This window comes from Pelagibius sp. Alg239-R121 (genome assembly GCF_947331435.1).
Classification (GTDB): Bacteria; Pseudomonadota; Alphaproteobacteria; order Kiloniellales; family Kiloniellaceae; genus Denitrobaculum.
The window spans coordinates 337,400-357,363 of record NZ_CAMZOF010000004.1 but is presented as its reverse complement, the minus strand read 5'-3'; the positions used below and the strand labels follow the sequence as shown (position 1 = coordinate 357,363).

Below are 19,964 nucleotides of genomic sequence, written 5' to 3'. Positions count from 1 at the left end.
CGGACGCTAGAAGCACGGACCTCTCGAGACAGGATTCCCGAGTTTCCGCTGAGGCGCGGCATCGGGCCCGAAGCGGTCATTGGGCGCAATAGCGACCGCCGCGTTACCGCTTCCCAACAGTGAACACTCGACTCTTTCGAAGGCTTCGCGGATTGGCAGCGCAATGATTTTCGGTCATGGTTCGTGGCATGGCGTTTGGTGTCTTCATCCACAGGACTGATTCAATATACGACGATGTGCCGTCGGAACGATATCAATTCCCAAAACAGTATCTGTCACGGGCTCAAGACTGTGAGGGTGACTGGGTCGTTTACCTCTAACCCAGCAAAATCAAAAACACCAAGGGCTACTTCGCAGTGGCCAAAGTTCAGGAGATCATTTCCGACCCGAGGAACGTTGACATGCACCTGGCGGTGATCGAGCCAGGGACGTATCTCGACTTCGGTGACCCCGTGCCGTTCCGTGACGCCGGTGTTGTTATCGAGCAAGGTCTTTTGAATGACCAAGGCGAAATCTCAGGACGGGCTCAGGCGGCGGTTCGACCGCTTTCTCCGGCAGATTTCGCCCGGATAGTCGAACGCGGCCTTGGACGTGACGAAGATGTCCTGCCTCGGATGGACTCGGCTCGAACGGCGGAGGGTTTCGAGGAGGAGCAGAGACCCTTTCAGCACATCTCGGCGAGGGAGCGTGTCAGGCAATTGACTAACCGGGCTGTGCGTGACCGAAACTTCCGGAAAAATGTACTCCGAGCCTATGGCGAACGCTGTGCCATCACAGGGTTACGGCTGATCAACGGCGGTGGCAGGGCAGAGGTTGAGGCAGCACATATCAGACCGGTCGAACATGATGGCCCTAACATCGTAAGCAACGGAATCGCACTATCCGGCACGGCTCACTGGATGTTTGACAGGGGGTTGGTTGGAATAGCAGATGATCTTGCGATCCTGGTTTCCAGACAAACCAACGATCCTGACGCAGTGAAATCGATGATCAACGTTTCAGGGAAACTCCTGGCACCTGAACGCCTGGTAGATCGACCGCGGGCTGAATTCTTGACTTGGCATCGAGAAAACAGCTTTAAGCTCTAACGGCGCAAAACCAACTGCGGTGACAGCGGACCTGGTCTGTAACCATCAGGATCGGATCATTGATTGCGCGTCGGTGATCTTAAAGGCACGCACAATTACAGACCTGACCCCAATCACAGATGAGAGGACTAACTAAGGCGCCTAATTCAGTCTCACGATCAAACCCTTCGGACCATTGCTAGTTGCGATTGCTGGTGGCTTGGACTTTCTGAGCCTCCAGGACCGCTTGAATAAGTTTCTCGGGCACCTCAATTGGAAAATACACCTCTGCCTCCCGTGCGCTCGTCTTCGCTAGTTCTATTGAAATGCGGCAAGCTCTAAGATAGTCACGGCATTCGGGGCACAATTCCAAGTGCGTGTCGAGCACGAACTTCTGCCTTGGAGGAAGTTTATCGTCCAGATAGGCAAGTATAAAATCTTCAAAGCTCCGGCACGTAATCATCATTGGAAGCTTGAAGAGAATTCCGTGGATACGGTTGATCGTTCTCTTGCTCAGTCCCATCATAGCGCTCCTCCGCGGATCAATGGCTCAAGAAGCTTCTTAAGGGCTGACCTCGCTCGGTGAAGTTTGACTCTAACATTCGCTTCGCTTGTCTCAAGCATATCGGCGACCTCTGTTGTTGATAGCTCTTCGATGTCCCGAAGCACTAAGATCACACGATAACTTTCAGGTAAACGACCAATCAATTCTATGACTTGGGCAGAGGATTGGGCCTGTTGCAATATCGTTTCTGGTGTCCTGAATGTTGTCCAATCTTCTTCTATGCGGCATCCGTTTTCATCAAAAATGGATTGAAATGGATCGATCGAATCTTCACATGTGCTGCTTTGTTTTCGCAGTAGCATCAGCGCCTCATTGACGACAATGCGATGCATCCAAGTCTTCAGTGACGATTTCTGATTAAAGCTATCCAGATTCTTGAAGACTGCCGCAAATGCATTCTGCACCGCGTCTTCCGCATGGCTACGATCCCGAAGCACTCTGTTTGCGACCGCCAGCATCCATCCCGCATGATGCCGCACGAACTGTTCCGTTCTGCCGTGCTCTTTGTTTTGCAGTGATGCTAGCTCGCGTTCTTGCTTCGTCGCACTTAAATCCGGATCGTCGCAGATCGTCATGTGGAAACCTCATCATCATGCAGCCCAGGAACGCACCCGTGAAATCTTGCTCGAAGAGCAGTTTTCAGGAGAATCTGAAATCCTACGGCTGTGCAAAAGAAGCTACTCATGGAACGCACGGCAAACGTTAGCTTCCAAGCTGTCGACGCTTTTATCGCCCACGGTTGTTATTCGATAAATCTCAACTCGGTGTTCTATTTTGAAGAATTGGCAAGCTCTGCGGCCGTGTCCGCAAACAGGCCAGCGAAATCAGTTGCCTCACGCTCAGTCTGACCACCGCTCTTCAGGAACGTCGTGATGATGGTTTGCGTTTTTTCTTCGGCTGCACGCTCAAGAAAATGACGCAACTCAATCGTAGCGCCCGCCTCTTCGTCACGGATTGATGCGTTTACGATGTCCTTGTACATAGCGATATCGCGCAGGTCTCTGGCTTTTAGCGTATTCAGAAACTCTTCGAGATATTCATCAAGCTCCATTTTTGGCACATATTTCGTAATGATGTTCAAGGCCTCGGCTTTCAGCGCAGGTATGTCTTCGCCCGTCAACAGAAACTGCATGGCCTTTTTCCGGCCCAGTCGGCGGGCAAACTGAACGCCCCCTTGCCCGCCAGTGGGAATGTTGACACCTATCTCGGGCTGAGCGAATACGGCGTTCTCAGTGCCATAAGTGATGTCACAGGCCATGGCGAATTCATTGCCCCCGCCTCGAGCAATGCCGTCCACGATAGCAATGGACAATTGCGGTAACGATTTGACATTGTTTATCATTTCGGCGAACGCGCAGATACCTTCTTGCCCTTCTGGCGTGCCGTTGATCGTTTTCAGATCAAGATGCGCCACAAAGAACAGCGGGTTAGCTGACTTGAAGACTATAGCCTTGGTCTCTCGGTCTTGCTTCAGCGAATAGAAGAAGCTGTTCATTTCACCAATGACGCCCACCGTCCAGATGTTGGCCGGAGGATTATCAATGACAACGGTCTTGATACCGTCTTCAGTTGTTATATGCAGCTGACTCACTTTTGAAGCTCCCAAAGGATGCAGCCAGAAGCCCTTGAATTGGCCACGGGGCATGGCCCGATTCCGGAACGGCTTCTTCTTAACCAAAAAAAATATACATATGTAAAGTTTTTTATTATACGACTGGAATATTTTCCATCCTAACGGCAAGAGCTATAACCACTTTGAGATTTGAAAAATCCAAAGCTGACTTTTCCAAACTGAGCACGGAGGGGTGATTTATGGTTGGCGCAAAGAATCGATTAAAGGATGTAACTGAGCGCTCAAAAGCAAAAGTCACCAAGTTCGAGGCGCGTAGAGCCAAACTCGCCGACGCGGCTTTGTCTACGCTGTCAAGTTTGGGCTACGCCCGGACATCTTTGCGCGATATAGCTGAAAACACGGAGTTCTCGCATGGCGTCCTTCGATACTATTTTGACGACAAACTTGACCTCATCATCCAGTGTATCAAGCAGTATAAAGCGGTTTGTGTTCAACGCTACGACGTGGCGACATCAACTGCGGAAACACAAGATGCTTTGCTTGAAGGTTTCTTAGAGCAGCTCTCCGAAACACTGCTGACAGAATCTCACTTGCATCGACTATGGTATGATCTTCGCTCCCAAGCATTGTTCGAGCCGGCACTGCGGGACGATGTGAGGAAAATAGACAGTGATTTGGAGCAGATGATCTGGCGAGTCGTTAAGCGTTATGCGGAGTTGGGCGACTGTTCTCCAAAACTAACATCGAGTGCGCTTTACGCCCTTTTCGATGGTTTGTTCCAAGCAGCCTTGGCAAAAGTTGTTGCAGGTGAAAAGGCAGGCGCTTTGGGATTAGATAAGGAGCTTCGACAGTTGTTTCCGGTGATTGCGTGAACTGGCAGTTGGAAACAGTAAGCGAAGAAAATGATATAATTTGGAGGCGCTGCGAATGCTTAAGGCTTTCACACTCGCTTTCAAAGGCATGCTCTCCGTATGCAGAAAGTTGTCTATACTGCCAGTTCTGCTCCTACGCAGGCATCCGAGCTGCATGGTCTGTATCGGCTCTTCGAAGGTTCCGCGAGACGGCAACATGGCCGATCCTCAATACAATGTTGGCGTCACGCCGTTTGGCCGATGGCGTCCCTCTTCGGTAGGCGTGAGAAGATAGTACCCGAACTCATAGATCTCCGGGTTGATTGACCTTCAACGTATTTTCGTCCTTTGCCCAGTTTGTGCTGGAGGTGACGGCAGAGCGTAACGACTCTCGTTCTGAGTGCATCAAAGGAGAGTCGGAGGCAAGAGGTGCCCTCTCTCACGCTCAAACGTAGCAATTAAAGGAGACGACCATGTTCTTTCGATCCATGCTGCCTACGAAAGCAGATGAAGCCCAACCAAACAGAAGGAAAATTCTTGCTTTAAGTGTAAGTGGGCTGGCATTGGTGGCTGCTTTCGGGCTGGCTAAGCCTATAGCAGCCGCTGGCTAACAGGAGGGCTCGCTCAAGAATGCAAGTGTAACTTATCTGGGCGGTCCGACTTATCTCATCGAGATTGGAGACTTCCGGATCATTTCCGACCCAGGTTTTGATCCCCAAGGGACAAAACGCATTGAAGGCCCAGGTCACACGTTGACGAAAGTGATGGAGCCACCGATCCCAGTCGACGAAATTGGCAAGATTGATATCGCCCTCGTTGGCCACGCAACGCATCTCGACAATCTCGACAACGAAGGCCGTCGTTTGCTTGGCAAGACATGGGGGCAGGTCTTAATTTATGCGTATCCCCTAAGCCGCCCGGATCTCCGACACGCTCTCTCTCAATGTCGCCGCAAGCTGATCCATAACCCGGGCCACCTCAGCGACCTGGGCTAGGGTTTCCTGCCCGCCCCCACCGCTTCCACCACCGGTCGACTCCAGGCTGGCCGTGATGCGGCGGGTGCCCTGGGCGACGAGACCGACGGTGCCCGCAACCTGCTCCGTGGTGGCATTTTGTTCTTCGATGGCGGCAGAAATGGCCGAGCTGGATTCGTTCATCCGGTTGATGACCGACTTGATCGTGCTGATGCTCTCAACGGTCTGCGTGGTGATCGTCTGAATTTCGCCGATCTGGGTGGAGATGTCTTCGGTCGCTTTTGCGGTCTGGGTCGCCAGTCCTTTAACCTCATTCGCAACCACGGCGAAACCCTTGCCCGCATCGCCGGCACGCGCCGCCTCGATGGTGGCATTCAGCGCAAGAAGATTGGTTTGAGCCGCGATGCCCTGGATCAGCGAGACGATTTCGCCGATGGCCTGAGCGCTGTCTTCAAGCGTCTGAACCAGTTCGCCGGCCTCTTCGGAACGCTCCACCGCTTCGACCGCCACGCCGGCAGAGGTGGCGACCTGGCTGGAGATCTCCCGGATCGCCTGGGTCAGTTCTTCCATAGAGGCTGCAATTGTGTCTGCCGAGGTGGAGGCTTCCTGCGCCGCCGCGAAGGCCTCGCCATTTGCACCAGCGCCGCCGCCAGACGACATCTGATGAATCGTAGAATGCAGGTATTCTGCGGTGCCCATGACCTCTTCGACCATGCCCTGCGCTTCACCCTCCAGGCGAGAGGCGATCTGCTCCAGATGCTGCCGCCGCGCGTCATCGCCCTGCCCAACGCTAAGAGTCTGAGCTTCAAGAGCCTGGGGCATCTCTACTGCTAGTTCCGCCTCCGTGGATTCTTCGCTTTCACTGGAAGACGCGCCCGAAAGCTCGCTGGCCAACTCGGCGCCGGTTTCTTCTCTGTCCGCGGGGCTAAGGCCGGTGACGAAGTGCAGAATGGCTGGTGCGACGAGCGCAGCAGCCACGGCACGCAGCGTCTCCATGCCCCACGCCAGTTCCTGGTCGATCACGCCGTTGCTCGCCAGGGCAAACTGCAGAACCGTAACCCCAAGCAAGGTGATAAATACAGTTACAGCAACCACAAGCGCCTGTTTCACACGCGGGTTGCTGCGAGCAACCGGCGACACCTCAACCTGCGAGGCTTCCTGTTCCTTGGATGCGGACATCGTAAGACAACCTTCCTGCTTGGCGTGAGCCAGTCGCTAACTCGACCTGAACCGCACCTACCAATGAGAGTATCAATGCCGGAGACATCAATACTTTTTGTAAAATCAGAATAATTTTATATAAATCCCTGTAAAATTTGGGTTAACCACGAGCTGGCGCCATAACCGGTTTCACCTGAAACCATTCGAGGGACTGTTTCATAGAAGGCCGTCGGCGGGACAGCTGGCCACCGGTTTTGCTTGGCCTCACCCTGTCCTGACGGCAATATGTTGCGAGCACTCCCTTCAAGAGGCGGGTCCTAAGATGCCGAGCAGATAGACTTCAATCTCTGCCCTCCTCTCCCGATCCCGATACAGCGGAAGCCTTCCCTATGACCGACACCATCCTGACTCACTGCGAAGACCGGATCCTCAAAATCACGATCAACCGGCCGGACAAAAAAAATGCGCTGACCCTGGCCATGTATGACCAGATGACGGCTGCCGTCGAAGCCGCACAAAATGATTCGGAGGTCCGTGTCGTCACCATTACCGGCACAGGCGATGCTTTTTCGAGCGGTAACGACCTGGCAGACTTCCTCTCCCATCCACCAACACCCGGCGACAGTCCAGCCGCGCGATTTCTTCACACCATTGCGGGCGCCGAGAAACCGCTAATCGCGGCGGTCAATGGTCTGGCTATCGGCATCGGCACAACCCTCCTACTGCATTGCGATCTGGCTTACGCAGCGGTCTCGGCAAAATTTCAACTGCCATTCGTCAACCTGGCTTTGGTACCGGAAGCCGGTTCGAGCCTGCTGCTTCCTCAGGTCGCCGGGCACAAAAAGGCGGCGGAGCTCCTGATGCTGGGCGAGATGTTCGATCCGGAGACCGCCCGGGAAGCCGGATTGATCAACGGCGTCTGCGCCGACGTGGCGCTCGAGCAAACCGTCATGGAAGTGTCCCGGCGGCTGGCCGCAAAGCCACCAGAGGCCCTGCGGCTGACCAAGGCACTGCTGAAGGACCACTCAGGCGACGCGGGAGAGAGGATCAACAAAGAACTGGGACACTTTGCCCATCGTTTGGAGTCACCGGAGGCTCACGAGGCCATGCAGGCATTCATGGAAAAGCGCTTGCCTGACTTTTCCAAGTTCTCCTGAATCGGGACGGCATCCTGAAACCAGAACAGGTTCCGAAACACCGTGACGACTGCAAGCCTCGAAGACGCTCTTACCGGCCGGATGGAGGGCTGGGCCCTCGCCCCGGTCCTGATCTGGCTGCTGACCGAAGGCCGCAAGATTCCCGAGCCCGGCCCACTGATCACCGCCCTGGCCCATCAGCTAGAGTCTGCCGGCGCGCCTGTCTGGCGCTTACGCACCGGCCTGCGCCTGATCCACCCGCAGATGTTCGGAACCGCCGTGATCTGGCAGCGCGGCCGGGGCGGCGCGGAAGAAACCCAGGTCCGTCACGGGGTTCTGGATTCCGATGCTTATCTCGGCAGTCCGATCCAGACCTTCAACGAGACCCACAGGACCGTCCGCTACCGGCTCGACCGGCTCGATGAAGCGCGCGATCACAGAGTCCTCTTCGAGCTGGCCGAACAGGGCGCGCGCGACTATGTGATCCAACCCATGACCTTCAGCGACGGCAGCGGCCATTTTCTGGCGGTCGCAACCGACCGGGTCGACGGCTTCAGCGATCTGGACATCTCCAAATTCGGTTTGTTGGCCGACACCCTGGCTCCCTGTTTCGAAATCATTTCAAAACGCCGGCTGTCGCAAACCCTCATGGACACCTATCTAGGGCACCGGACTGGTCAAAAAGTGCTGGAGGGTCTGATTCAGCGCGGCGATGGCGAAGCTATAAATGCCGCTCTCTGGTACAGCGATCTGCGCAATTTCACGGCACTGACCGATGCCCTTGGGCCGGAGCGGCTGTTCGACATGCTCAATGCCTACTTCGAGTTCGTATCCTCGGCAGTGACAGCACGCGGCGGCGAGATATTGAGTTTCATCGGCGATGCCATGCTGATTATCTTTCCCTGCAACGACGGCAATGAACGCGAAGCCTGCCAGGCCGCGCTGGATTCTGCCATCGACGCCTTCGACAGTCTCGCCACAGTGAATTTCTCCCGGCGGCGGGCAAACCAGCCAGAGATCGTTTTCGGTCTCGGCCTCGATGTCGGCAAAGTCGCCTACGGCAACGTCGGCGCTCCGGACCGGCTAGCTTTCACTGTGATCGGGCCGACAGTAAACCGGACCGCAAGACTTGAGTCCCTTACAAAAACCTTAGGCAAACCGATTTTAATGTCAGACAGTTTCGCCAAGCGGGTCAATCACCTCGCCACGTCGGTCGGCCGCTTTGAGATGAAGGGAATACCAGCCCCGCAGGAAGTCTTCGCCCTCCATCGCGAGTTTTAGAAGTCAGCGCCCATTCGTCGAATTGTCTGGTTCCTTTCGACCTGCTGCCTCTAGTTTCCCCGCATCTGGCACCTAATCCTTTGCAAATTAGAAAGATATCTTTGCAATTTGCGCAGAAATATCCGACCTGCTTTCTCCCAATTCCAACCAGCAATTTTTCAAGTGATTGAAAACCCTGCTTCTTGATTGCCGCGTTCTCTGGCACAGATCTTGATGCTTGCCTCAGTAAAATCGACATCTACTTGAAGAGATTGAGCTCGTGGCAATGCTACAGGAACTAAACCCGGCTCGCGAACGCCGTTCGACTGAGAAACTGCGTCGATACTGGTCCAGCGTAGCAGGGGAAAATGCAGTCCCCTGTCTTTCTGGTTTCTCGATCAGGATCAATGAAACCGAATGGCGCAAGCGTTTCCTATTGAAGGAAGATGTAGAGCCTTCGATGTCCGTATTCATTTTCTGTGGTGCAAACGCACAGATGCTGTTTGACGGATCTCCTGTCTCCAAAACTATGCTCGAAGCCGCTCCCCCTCATCTCAGAGACGACTTCTGCCGCAACTGCGAAAATGTCACATCGCGGCTTGATACAGTGAGCGAAGAAGGCTCGTACTGGCTCCACGGAGAAGAGGTCTTCTACCGCTATATCCTTCTGCCCGTAACATCGAGCAGCCATGAAAGAGGTTACATTCTCGGCGCATTTTCCACGTCCTCATAGTTGGCAGAGCCGCCCGAATGCACGGCTTTCTGCCGCGAGTTCGGGAACTTCGCTCCACAAAAGAGAATTGCGGAAAGGCATGCGCTTGCAAACCGGCGTATCGGCCCGAGCGATCAGGTGAAGGCGTCGGGCATGGATTCCTTTTTCTTTGCAATGTAGGCGTTCAAGGCCTCGTCAACCGCCGGGTCGATGGCCGGTGCCTCGTAATCTGCAAGCACCCGCTTGAAGATCTTGTTGGCGCGCTGACAAGCATCCAGTGCGCCCTCAGCCTCCCACTGCTCAAAAGAATTATTGTCTGCAATATTAGAGCGGTAGAAGGCAGTCTTAAAGTTTGCTTGCGTATGTGCACAGCCGAGGAAGTGACTGCCCGGGCCGACTTCGCGGATAGCGTCCATAGCCTGGCCATTCTCGGTCAAATCGTAGCCCTCGAGCATTCTCTGCATCATGCCGAGTTGATCCGCGTCCATAATGAACTTTTCGTAGGACGAGATCAGTCCGCCCTCGAGCCAGCCCGCGCCATGCAGGACGAAGTTCACGCCCGCCATCGCCGTCGGCATGAGTGTCTGTGCCGACTCGTACGCTGCCTGGGCATCGGGAGTCTTTGATCCGCAAAGCGAACCACCTGATCGGAAAGGAACGCCGAGACGCCGGGCCAGCGCTGCCGCGCCGTAGAGCACCAAAGCCGGCTCAGGTGTGCCGAAGGTGGGTGCACCGGACTGCATGGAAATTGAACTCGCGAAGCTGCCGAACACAACCGGTGCACCTGGATTGACCAGTTGGCTGAAGGCGATCCCGGCGAGGGCTTCCGCCAGTGTCTGTGCCAGGACACCTGCTGGCGTCACTGGCGCCATGGCACCGGACAGGATGAAGGGCGTGACGATACAGGCCTGATTGTTCCGCGCGTAGACCTTCAGCGCCCCCAGCATGGTGTCGTCGAAAGTCATCGGCGAATTGGCATTGATCAAGCTGATCATCACCGTGTTGTCGTCGACGAAGTCGTCTCCGAACAGGATCTTCGACATCGCGATCGAGTCTTCAGCTCGTTCGGGCGCAGTCACCGATCCCATGTAAGGTTTGTCGGAATAGCGCATATGGGCGTAGAGCATGTCCAGATGGCGCTTGTTGACCGGCACATCCACCGGTTCGCAAACCGTACCACCAGAGTGGTGGATCGATGGCATGGAGTAAGCGAGCTTCACGAAGTTCTGAAAGTCTTCGATCGTCGCATAGCGCCGGCCACCATCCAGATCGCGAACGAAGGGCGGGCCATAGACTGGCGCGAAAACCGTGTTGTCACCACCGATCTGGACTGAACGATCCCGGTTCCGGGCGTGCTGAGTAAATTCGGTCGGCGCGGTTTTAGCCAGACTGCGACACATGCCACGTGGAAAGCGGACCCGTTCGCCCTGCACATCCGCGCCTGCGTTCTTCCAGATCTCCAGGGCCTCCGCATCGTCCCGAAAATCGATACCGACCTCTTCCAAAATCGTATCGGCGTTGTATTCGATCAGTTCGAGCGCTTCGGTGTTCAAGGTCTCAAAGACAGGAATCTTCCGCGTGATATATTGGAGCTGCTCAACTTTTCCGCCCTGCCGCGCGGCCCGGCGCGCTTCTGCGCCGCCCGCGGCTCCACGCGCACCACGGCCACGGCGGCCGCCACCGGCACTAGCGCCCGTCTCGGTCATAACTCAGTCCTTCCAAAAAACCAGAACCCGATTATTCCCGCGCCGGACCAATCCGCTCTGTCGAATTCGCGACCACGAACCTCGGAAACGCGCCCCGTCCCCCTTGGAAAGCGATAGGAAACAGGGTGTAGGACTGCATATCAGGCCCATTAAGATGTCGCTTTTGGGTGGCAGTTTCGTGCATGTCGGAATTTGGCGTGGCGGTGTCGCAAACGGTTCGGACCATAAAAGGTCTATCGGCCATCTTGCCGCTGGAATTAGAATGGCTGCCAAACATCTGGCGGTTGGCAAGGTTGCTGATTTACAAGCTGGTGTACCTCCGCAGGGACAAGGCTTCAGCAGCGTTTCGGGAGACGAATAATGAAAACACATGCGCGGGCAGTGGTCGTTGGCGGTGGTGTGGTCGGCGCCAGCATTCTCTATCATCTGACCAAGCAGGGCTGGTCCGACGTGGTTCTGCTGGAGCGGACCGAGCTGACAGCCGGCTCCACCTGGCATGCCGCCGGCTTGCTGCCGCTTTTCAACATGAGCTACAGCGTCGGCCAGATCCACAAATACTCGGTGGATCTCTACAAAACCCTACAGGAGGAAACCGGCCAGGATGTGAGCTTCCATGTCACCGGCAACCTGCGTCTCGCCACCAATCAGGAGCGCATGGACGAGTACCGTCATTACTGCGGCACCGCCAACACCATCGGCGTTCCCTACGAGATGATCACGCCCGCTCAGGTCAAGGAACTCTGGCCGCTTTGCGACACAGAAGGCCTGGTCGGGGCGCTCTATCACCCGGACGACGGTCACATTGCACCAGTTGATCTGACCAACGCCCTGGCGATCGGCGCCCGCAACGGCGGCGCCGAGATCTATCGCCAGACCGAGGTCACCGCCATGACCCAGCTGCCGAGCGGTGAGTGGAAGGTAACCACCAACAAGGGTGAAATCACCTGCGAACACCTCATCACGGCGACCGGCAACTACGCCCGACAGACTGCCGCGATGGTCGGGCTCGACATTCCCGTGATCCCGGTCGAGCACCAGTATATCGTGACCGACGCCCATCCGCTGCTGGAAGAACGCAAGAAGGCAGGCTTGCCTGAAATGGCGGTGCTGCGTGAATCCGATGCCTCCTACTACATGCGCGAAGAGCGCCAGGGCCTGATCCTGGGCCCTTACGAGAAAGGCGCACCGGCCTGCTTCGTCGACGGCGTGCCGGAAACCTTCGGCCAGGATCTCTTCCCTGGCGATCTGGAGCGTTTGGAGCCGCATATCGAGGCCGCGATCAACCGTGTGCCAATCTTCGGCGAAGTCGGCATCAAGGACGTGGTCAACGGGCCGATTTCCTACACACCCGATGGCAATCCCATGATCGGCCCAGCGTTCGGACTACGCAATTACTGGCTCGCGGAAGGTTTCAGTTTCGGCGTGACCGCCGCCGGCGGTGCCGGCCGATACCTGGCAGAGTGGATCTGCGAAGGCGAGTCCAGCCTCGACATGCTGGATGTCGATCCACGCCGTTTTGGAGCCTATGCCAACAAGGCTTACACGGTTGCCAAGAACGAAGAAACCTACGCCAACGTCTTCACCATCCATTATCCGGATGAAGAACGCCCGGCGGCACGTCCCTGTAAGACCAGCCCCTGCCATGACCGTCTTGATGCCGCCGGAGCAGTCTGGGGTCAGCGCTACGGTTGGGAGCGGCCGAACTGGTACGCACCTGAAGGCGTTGCGCGTGAAGATGTCTGGAGCTTCCGCCGCAGCAACTACTTCGAGCACGTCGGTAATGAGTGCAAGCTGATGCGCGAAAAGGTCGGCATGATCGACTTGACCAGCTTCTCCAAGTTCGACGTGTCGGGCCCCGGTGCCGAGGCTTATCTCGACCGCCTGGTTGCGAACGCACTGCCAAAGAAGGTTGGCCGGATCGCCCTCACCCACAACCTGACTCCATCGGGCGGCGTGCGCAGCGAATTTACCATCACCCGAATGGGTCCGGAGAGCTTCTACCTTATCTCTTCCGGCGCGGCAGAGCGTTACGACTCCGATCTTCTGCTCAAGGAGCTGCCGGACGACGGCAGCGTAACCCTGCGCAACATCACAACCAGCCGCGGCGTCTTCGTGTTGGCCGGCCCGCATGCCCGTGATGTGCTTGCAAAGGTGACGGATGCCGATCTTTCCAATGCTGCTTTTCCGTGGTTGTCGTCACAAACCATCTCGGTCGGTCTGGCGTCGGACGTGCGTGCCCTGCGCGTAAATTTCGTGGGCGGCCTGGGTTGGGAGCTGCATCACCCGATTGAGTTCCAGAACCACATCTTCGACGCTTTGATGAAGGCAGGTAAGGAATTTGGTATCGGCCTCGTCGGTATGCGGGCAATGGATTCAATGCGGATCGAAAAGTCTTACCGCATGTGGGGCAGCGATCTGACCACCGAATATTCCGTTTTGGAAGCTGGTCTGAACCGCTTCGTCCGTTTGAACAAGGGTGAGTTCATTGGCCGCGACGCTCTGGTACGACAACAGGAAGCCGGTGTTCCGCAGAGCTTCATCACGCTGGAAGTCGACGTTAAGGACGCAGACTGCCTGGGCAACGAACCGCTTTACCTGGGCGAGGAAATGATCGGCCGGGTTACGGCTGGCGCTTTCGGCCACTCGGTCGGTAAAAGCCTCGCGCTCGCCTATGTAAAGCCGGAAGCCGCGGATCCGGGAACCGAACTGAAGGTCGACATATTAGGCGAACTCTTCCCGGCCAGGGTGATCGAGGAATCGCCTTACGATCCCGAGAACACTGCGCTCCGCGCATAAATCACAACATCGTTCTCACCTGAAAGGCAGGCAGCGAAAGCTGCCTGCTTTTTTTGTTTGGCATCGGTAATCTGCAGGACACAGTCAATCCAATCCTCTACTTCGCGACACCGCCAATCAGTCAGTTCCAACCTCGATTGCGATTCCTTCGCACACATGCAATGATGAATTGCAGTCCAGTTCATCCGCTTCAGAACAACAATAATCGTTGTAAAGGGGGATCCTAATGGCCAAGGCACCAAACAATCCGTTTGAAAAGATAGCAGCTCCTTCAGAGGAGGCGCGCGAAATCCGCGAGTTGACAAAGCTCACGGTAAAACTGCTAGACAAGCGCTACTCGCAAAAGAACAAAAAGGTCCTGCGCGGCGTCCACCCGAAATCTCATGGTTGCCTCAGAGCCATCTTCGAGGTCCGACAGGACATCCCCGAGTCATTGCAGGCCGGTCTCTTTGCCAAGCCCGGCAGCCGCTACAGAGCCTGGGTCCGTTTCTCCAACGCCGCCATAAAGGTAGCCCACGATCTGGGTACGGCTGATCCCGCGCAACAACAAAACGGCAGCCGCGGCATGGCGATCAAGGTGCTGGACGTCGGCGGCCGTGTTCTGTTGAAGGATGGAGGTGGCCAGAATCAAGACTTCCTGATGATCAACACGCCCGCCTTTGCCTTTGTCGACAGCAAACAGTATCTCGTGCTGAATAAAGTGCTGGAAATGACCGGCGACAATGAAACGGCTGCCGTTGGCGCCGTCTTGCAGCCAATCCTGGATCCGAATTCGAAAGCCTCGCCGGCCGAAAAACAACGCGCGGCAAAAACCGCCGGCGTCATTCAGATGATCCAGGCCACGCCTGTCGAAAACCCTGTCGACGTTGCCTATTTCGGCGCCGCACCTTTCCTTTACGGTCCAGACCGGGTCATGAGGTTTGCCGCAGTCCCATGGGGGGGCGATTCACCTCAATCCGTCCCGCCGCAAGCAGGGGCCAATTATCTGCGCCAGGCTGTTAAACGGCGAGTCCGCCAACGCGAGGACATCTGTTTCGACTTCAGGGTCCAAGTTCGGGGTAAGAACGACAAGAACCTTCAGATCGAAGACGCCACTGCAGTATGGGACGAAGCTAAGACACCCTTCGTTTCCGTTGCCAGACTGATCGTTCCCGCGCCGCAGGGACGGCCCGGCGCAGATCATGCCAAACTCGAACAACGGCAGGAGATGCAATGTGAGAAAATGGCCTTTACCCCCTGGCATTGCCTCGCCGAGCACCAGCCCCTGGGCAGCATCAACCGGCTGCGCAAGCCGGTTTACGACGCGTCAGCCACAAAACGCAGTGGCGGAAAGGCCTATCGCAAACCTGTGGTCAAACCGGCTGTAGGCAAGAAGACCCGAAAGAGGAAATTATCAAAACGCTAAGGTTAGATACGACTGCAAGAAACAGACGAAAAACACCCGTCATCTCGGCGGGGCAGCAGCATATCGACCAAATTTGATATCTTTTGATCTAGAGCATCGAACGTCAGATTTGGCGCCATATGCTTACCAGACGGACGATCTGTCGATTCGCCCTGACCGGCGGTCATTCTTGATGGAACCGGTCGAGAGCGTGAACCGCACTCTAACCACAGGGAATAGAGGCTGATTCACGCTTTTCACTAGCACTGTATGAGACGATCAGACTTTAGCGCCCGACAATAAAGTCGCGCAGGACGCTGGTCTCGGATTCGAGCTCCTCGAGCCGGTGCTTGACCACGTCGCCGATCGACACCAATCCGCAGAGCGAACCATCCTGAACTACAGGCAGGTGGCGGATACGGCTGCGTGTCATTTCAGCCATAACATCATCGATCTTTGCACCGGTGCCAGTCGTTTTGACTTCGCTGGTCATGATCGATGAGACCGGTTTTTCCAATAAGCCAGCACCCTGGTCGGCCAAACCACGTACAACGTCGCGTTCAGAGAGAATACCGGCAATTTTGTGACCGTCGTCACTGACGACCAAAGCGCCGATTTTTTTCTCTTTCAAAACCCGAATCGCAGCGTCGATTGTGATATCGGGCCGTATCGTCGAGACGTCGCCGCCGCCGCTCTTCGCATTGAGCATTGCTTGAACCTTCATGGGCCTTGCTTATCCTCCCTCAGTCATTCGGACTCCGAAAGGCGCCGTTCCTAACACCGGCCGACCAGCATCTTCATTGGCCGGTTCAGCTATTGCCGGGGTCGTCCGGTGCCTGAGCCGGACCGGCGATAGCTTGCTTGGAGCAACACCACTGCACTCGCTACTGTTCCACAGACTCCACGCCACTTGTATAACTTTAACGCATGACCGATCTTCATCGAAACTACCAAGATCGAGAATCATACACTGAATTGCAATTTTACGACGAATCACCTTCAGGCACCAGTCATCAGGACAGGAATTGCTTTTATCGACTGGCCGACCTCGGCTATAACCTGGAGGAACACTCAGAAAACCGATGCAAATCAAGAGTATCCTTGACATGATGACGCACAGAAAGGGGCGAAACAGGCTTCGTATTTCGGACCAGGACGCCCTGTTGAAATGGTGCCGTTCAAACGGCTTCTCGCTCACCCGGCGTGACTTGGCCTCAGAACTCATGTTCGACATCAACCGGCGCGGAAAGTCTGGTGATGCCGGCCAGGTGGCGGACTTTGTGCTCACAGCCAGCGAGCATATGTTTTCCATACGTGATGCCGACGATAGACAAATCGCCCAACACGCCCAACTCCGCGAAGTGCTTAAGCAAATCTCTGGTCATCTGGCAGGTGCGCACTCCGCAGCCAGCTGAGAAATCAGTCGAGACTTATTCGGTTTTGACAGGAAGGTTCAGCCCTTGGAGGCTAATCGTTTTTGTTGAAACAGTGAAAAACTCAAGTTGGCCTCAAGGAGCGCGATCGCATTCTAGAGATCGAGGCTTTCCCGTGCGGGATCTGCAAAACTCCGAAGCTCAGCCTCAGGCTCCCATCCGACAACCACGTAGGCGTAACCGTCCTGGCGCCACTCGACCATATTAAGATCGGCCCGGCGAGTGGAGGCCGGATCCAGGTCCCCCTTGCCGCTCGCCATGACACAGAGCGCGAAAGGCTCTCCATCGGCAGTTTGATAGATCAACTGGGCGACCGGGCGGCCGTTGATCCCCAGCAGACGAGCCCCCTTGAAGACCGCACCGGCGTCCGACAGATCGGGGACCACCAAATTCCGGTCTAGGCGCTTGCCGAGCCAAGCTTCGATATGCGGTGTCTCATCGGCCGAGACCTCTACGAGGTGGCGTTTTTCCTTGGCATAAATGCCGTGATAATCCGCGACCTGTGAAAGCCAGTCCGGCTGCGCCACCGGAGCGACGCCATAACGCCCTCCAGCCACGAAACCGCCCGCCGCACCGATCACCAGGAACGCAACAGAGGCTGCCACCAGCCACAGACGGGCCATGCTGCCGCCGGTTTTCGACGGAGGCGATGACACTACAGCAGCGGGGCGCCTTTCTTCCGTCAGATGGTTCGGCATCGCGCGAAGTTCGGTATCCGCAGATACCGCCGCGTGACCCCGAATCGCCTGGATCAGGTGAGCTGGAACCGGTTGCTCCACGATGTCGCTATGGAGCGTCTTGAGTGTCTCGGAATGACCGCGCAGGGTATCGCGCAATTGCCGTGCCTTGGGGTCCTCGACCAACAGATCGTCGACCCGGCACATCTCAGCAGCCGACAACTCGCCGTCCACATAGGCGACAAGAAAGTCGTTCAGATTGTCCCGAGTGATGTTCTCTGCACTCATGACTTTACGTAAGTCCTTCGCCGGGGGCGGCTTCAGGCAGAAAATCCGACATATACTCGGCAAGAGTCAGGCGAGCGCGGGAAAGCCGGCTCATAACCGTACCGATCGGGATCTCCAGAATCTCCGAAGCTTCCTTATAACTATATCCTTCGACACAAACCAACATGAGCAGAGCCCGCTGCTGCTCGGGAAAGCGCGCAAAGACCTTTTCCAGGTCCCCTAACAACAATCCGGACTCGATTTGGCCTTCGGCCGAAATGTCGACCAAATGCTCAGTGTCCGCCAAACCGGTGCCGCGCCGCACCTTGCGGGATCTCAGTTCGTTATGCCAAATCGACTGCATAATCGAAAACACCCATGAATCCAGGCGCGTCCCCGGGATCCACTGGTGGACACGGGTCAGCGCACGTTCGCAGGACGCCTGCACCAGATCGTCCGCCATATCCAGAGACCCGGTCAGACTGCACCCGAATCTTCTGAGTCGCGGCAGAAGATCGATGAGCGCCTGCTCAAAGCTGTCAGTACGTTCCGACATCAATAGCGACGGCTCATCACTGGCACATGCATCCTTCGATCATGACAACGCCTGGGATATCGAATTTATTCCGCATAAAAACCGAAAAATTCAGTGCAATGGATAATTTTCGCTGTCCAGGGAATAAAACACCGCAAAGGGGTGTTGTCATGGCATCATCCCCAGATAAGGCAGAGCCGGCTTATCTGAAACCGTACTCGCGCCGACACCACCCCATGTGGTCGCTGAGGCGAACATTAATGAGGCGTTAACGAATGAACAAGTTCTTATCTGCTTTCACCCTCTCCCTTCTATTGGCCAGCGGCAACGCAATGGCCGCCGCCAGTTGGAACGACTCACCCAGCAGCAGGAATGTGGATTACGCCGCCGCCGAATCCAAAATAAAGGCAGGCGACTATACTGCCGCCATCGTCTCGCTGCTCAAAGTCGTCAAGGCAGAGCCAAAGAATGCCGACGCCTACAACTATCTTGGCTATTCGCACCGCAAGCTCGGTCAGTTTGACGACGCACTGGCTTATTACCAAAAAGCCCTGTCGATCGATCCTGATCACCTCGGCGCAAACGAGTACCTCGGCGAGCTTTATCTGCAGACCTCGCAGCTGGAAAAAGCCGAAAAACAGCTCGATATTCTTGACGACCTCTGTTTCTTCGGCTGCCCGGAGTATCGAGAGCTCAAAAAGAAGATTGCCGAGCACAAGTCAGCGGGTGGCTAAGAAGCCCTGAGTGCGTCACGGCGAAGGAATTCAGCTGTTCCGCTTATGGAAAAAAGTGATGATCCACATCACTGGGAAGATCCAGATGATGCCGGTTACACCATAGAAGGCAAGCTGTGCCGCCCAGTGGTCGGGCAGGATCGCCGCACCGATCGAGATCAGGATCATCACATAGATTGCGAGTCCCAGTGCGATGGTCAAATAGATCGCGACGCGCTTCACCCTATCCGTCCTCTTTGCAATTGCGCCCTTTAAGCCGCTGCTTCGTGACGACGGATAAACACAGGTGCTTCGACGCTGGATAGTTGAGGCTGAAAACGGTAGCCACCATCCTCAAAATCCTTCAGATCGTCTACACGGGTCAGGCGATTTTTAACGATGAAGCGGGCCATCATGCCACGGGCGCGCTTGGCGGTGAAGCCGATGACTTTTGCTATGCCATCCTTTTCTTCCTTGAAGACCGGGGTAATCAGAGGGCCGTCCAGCTTTTTCGGGCGAACCGCCTTGAAATACTCACTCGAAGCCAGATTCACCAGCACCGGCGAACGGCTGTCTCGGCTAGCCTGATTGAGTGCCTCGGTCAAACGGTCGCCCCAAAAGCTGTAAAGATTGGTGCCTCGCGGATTGGCCAGCCGCGTCCCCATCTCCAGACGGTAAGGCTGGATCAAATCCAGTGGCCGCAGCAGCCCGTAGAGCCCCGAGAGGATCCGCAGGTGCTTCTGGGCATAGGCAACATCCTTATCAGCCAGACTGTCCGCATCCAACCCAACATAGGTATCGCCTCGGAAGGCTAGCAGCGCAGGCTTGGCATTGTCCGGATCACCTGTCTTTGCAAAGGCCTGGTAGCGCTCGTAATTCAATGACGCCAGGGATTCGCTGAGACTCATGAGCCGCGAAATGTCGCTGCGGCTAAGAGCCCGCGTGGTTTCCATGAGGATCTCCGTGTCCTCCTGAAAGGCGGGCGCACTGTAGGCTTTCGCGAATGGCTTCTGCCAATCTTCTGAAAAGTCGAGTTTTTTGGCCGGCGAGATAACAGCGAGCATAAAGAAAGCCTCGGATCAAAAGTCGTCAGGAGAACCTGTGAAGGATTCGCCAGGGGTTTCGAACGAGAAATCTTGTAGCCCAAAGACGAC

At 55.8% G+C, this 19,964-nt stretch carries 19 protein-coding genes; 9 read left to right on the top strand and 10 right to left on the bottom strand.

Translation table 11 applies throughout. From position 1 onward, the window contains the following. Positions 1 to 356: 356 nt before the first annotated feature. A complete protein-coding gene (locus tag QMZ18_RS15225; protein WP_322097222.1) occupies positions 357 to 1,088 on the top strand; it encodes an HNH endonuclease in 732 nt (243 codons plus the stop codon). 178 nt (positions 1,089 to 1,266) lie between these two features. On the opposite strand, the gene QMZ18_RS15220 is transcribed toward QMZ18_RS15225, so the two are convergent. The 3 genes from QMZ18_RS15220 to QMZ18_RS15210 all read right to left on the bottom strand — a co-directional run bounded on the left by QMZ18_RS15220 (position 1,267) and on the right by QMZ18_RS15210 (position 3,277). Next, positions 1,267 to 1,593, bottom strand: a complete 327-nt coding sequence (locus tag QMZ18_RS15220; RefSeq protein WP_282607162.1) for an anti-sigma factor — start codon at positions 1,591 to 1,593, stop codon at positions 1,267 to 1,269. Beyond that, the gene (locus QMZ18_RS15215; protein WP_282607161.1) at positions 1,590 to 2,207 is read right to left on the bottom strand and encodes an RNA polymerase sigma factor; all 618 of its coding nucleotides are present in this window, start codon (positions 2,205 to 2,207) and stop codon (positions 1,590 to 1,592) included. The genes QMZ18_RS15220 and QMZ18_RS15215 overlap by 4 nt, the downstream gene beginning before the upstream one ends. 194 nt (positions 2,208 to 2,401) lie before the next feature. Further along, positions 2,402 to 3,277, bottom strand: a complete 876-nt coding sequence (locus QMZ18_RS15210) for an enoyl-CoA hydratase/isomerase family protein (RefSeq protein WP_282607160.1) — start codon at positions 3,275 to 3,277, stop codon at positions 2,402 to 2,404. A gap of 167 nt (positions 3,278 to 3,444) precedes the next feature. On the opposite strand from QMZ18_RS15210, the gene QMZ18_RS15205 reads away from it, so the two are divergent. Beyond that, entirely contained in the window at positions 3,445 to 4,077 is a 633-nt protein-coding gene (locus QMZ18_RS15205; protein ID WP_282607159.1) for a TetR/AcrR family transcriptional regulator, read from the top strand. An 887-nt stretch (positions 4,078 to 4,964) separates the two neighbouring features. On the opposite strand, the gene QMZ18_RS15200 is transcribed toward QMZ18_RS15205, so the two are convergent. Then, positions 4,965 to 6,209, bottom strand: a complete 1,245-nt coding sequence (locus QMZ18_RS15200) for a methyl-accepting chemotaxis protein (protein WP_282607158.1) — start codon at positions 6,207 to 6,209, stop codon at positions 4,965 to 4,967. Between the two features lie 371 nt (positions 6,210 to 6,580). On the opposite strand from QMZ18_RS15200, the gene QMZ18_RS15195 reads away from it, so the two are divergent. The 3 genes from QMZ18_RS15195 to QMZ18_RS15185 all read left to right on the top strand — a co-directional run bounded on the left by QMZ18_RS15195 (position 6,581) and on the right by QMZ18_RS15185 (position 9,320). Continuing rightward, positions 6,581 to 7,348, top strand: coding sequence for an enoyl-CoA hydratase (locus QMZ18_RS15195; protein WP_282607157.1), 768 nt, complete (start codon positions 6,581 to 6,583; stop codon positions 7,346 to 7,348). Positions 7,349 to 7,390: 42 nt separating this feature from the next. Beyond that, positions 7,391 to 8,608: an adenylate/guanylate cyclase domain-containing protein gene (locus QMZ18_RS15190; protein ID WP_282607156.1), complete on the top strand. Its 1,218-nt coding sequence runs from the start codon at positions 7,391 to 7,393 to the stop codon at positions 8,606 to 8,608. Positions 8,609 to 8,867: 259 nt separating this feature from the next. Continuing rightward, entirely contained in the window at positions 8,868 to 9,320 is a 453-nt protein-coding gene (locus tag QMZ18_RS15185) for a hypothetical protein (protein WP_282607155.1), read from the top strand. Between the two features lie 113 nt (positions 9,321 to 9,433). Here QMZ18_RS15185 and QMZ18_RS15180 read toward each other — a convergent pair whose 3' ends face one another. Beyond that, the gene (locus QMZ18_RS15180; protein WP_282607154.1) at positions 9,434 to 11,005 is read right to left on the bottom strand and encodes a trimethylamine methyltransferase family protein; all 1,572 of its coding nucleotides are present in this window, start codon (positions 11,003 to 11,005) and stop codon (positions 9,434 to 9,436) included. Positions 11,006 to 11,365: 360 nt separating this feature from the next. Here QMZ18_RS15180 and QMZ18_RS15175 point away from each other — a divergent pair, with 360 nt between their 5' ends. After that, complete coding sequence (locus QMZ18_RS15175) at positions 11,366 to 13,801, top strand: FAD-dependent oxidoreductase (RefSeq protein ID WP_282607153.1); 2,436 nt, start codon at positions 11,366 to 11,368, stop codon at positions 13,799 to 13,801. A 226-nt stretch (positions 13,802 to 14,027) separates the two neighbouring features. Then, the gene (locus QMZ18_RS15170) at positions 14,028 to 15,206 is read left to right on the top strand and encodes a catalase family protein (protein ID WP_282607152.1); all 1,179 of its coding nucleotides are present in this window, start codon (positions 14,028 to 14,030) and stop codon (positions 15,204 to 15,206) included. Positions 15,207 to 15,471: 265 nt separating this feature from the next. On the opposite strand, the gene QMZ18_RS15165 is transcribed toward QMZ18_RS15170, so the two are convergent. Then, complete coding sequence (locus tag QMZ18_RS15165) at positions 15,472 to 15,909, bottom strand: CBS domain-containing protein (protein ID WP_282607151.1); 438 nt, start codon at positions 15,907 to 15,909, stop codon at positions 15,472 to 15,474. 382 nt (positions 15,910 to 16,291) lie between these two features. Here QMZ18_RS15165 and QMZ18_RS15160 point away from each other — a divergent pair, with 382 nt between their 5' ends. Beyond that, the gene (locus QMZ18_RS15160; protein WP_282607150.1) at positions 16,292 to 16,600 is read left to right on the top strand and encodes a hypothetical protein; all 309 of its coding nucleotides are present in this window, start codon (positions 16,292 to 16,294) and stop codon (positions 16,598 to 16,600) included. A gap of 113 nt (positions 16,601 to 16,713) precedes the next feature. Here QMZ18_RS15160 and QMZ18_RS15155 read toward each other — a convergent pair whose 3' ends face one another. Together QMZ18_RS15155 and QMZ18_RS15150 are read right to left on the bottom strand one after the other, a co-directional pair. Next, the gene (locus QMZ18_RS15155; protein WP_282607149.1) at positions 16,714 to 17,583 is read right to left on the bottom strand and encodes an anti-sigma factor; all 870 of its coding nucleotides are present in this window, start codon (positions 17,581 to 17,583) and stop codon (positions 16,714 to 16,716) included. A gap of 4 nt (positions 17,584 to 17,587) precedes the next feature. Next, complete coding sequence (locus tag QMZ18_RS15150) at positions 17,588 to 18,118, bottom strand: RNA polymerase sigma factor (protein WP_282607148.1); 531 nt, start codon at positions 18,116 to 18,118, stop codon at positions 17,588 to 17,590. A 311-nt stretch (positions 18,119 to 18,429) separates the two neighbouring features. Between QMZ18_RS15150 and QMZ18_RS15145 the strand changes: the two genes are divergently transcribed. Beyond that, a complete protein-coding gene (locus tag QMZ18_RS15145; protein ID WP_282607147.1) occupies positions 18,430 to 18,831 on the top strand; it encodes a tetratricopeptide repeat protein in 402 nt (133 codons plus the stop codon). A 30-nt stretch (positions 18,832 to 18,861) separates the two neighbouring features. On the opposite strand, the gene QMZ18_RS15140 is transcribed toward QMZ18_RS15145, so the two are convergent. Then, on the bottom strand, positions 18,862 to 19,053 hold the full coding sequence (locus tag QMZ18_RS15140) for a DUF2842 domain-containing protein (RefSeq protein ID WP_282607146.1): 192 nt from the start codon (positions 19,051 to 19,053) through the stop codon (positions 18,862 to 18,864). 29 nt (positions 19,054 to 19,082) lie between these two features. Next, complete coding sequence (gene yaaA, locus QMZ18_RS15135) at positions 19,083 to 19,874, bottom strand: peroxide stress protein YaaA (RefSeq protein ID WP_282607145.1); 792 nt, start codon at positions 19,872 to 19,874, stop codon at positions 19,083 to 19,085. Between the last annotated feature and the right edge of the window lie 90 nt (positions 19,875 to 19,964).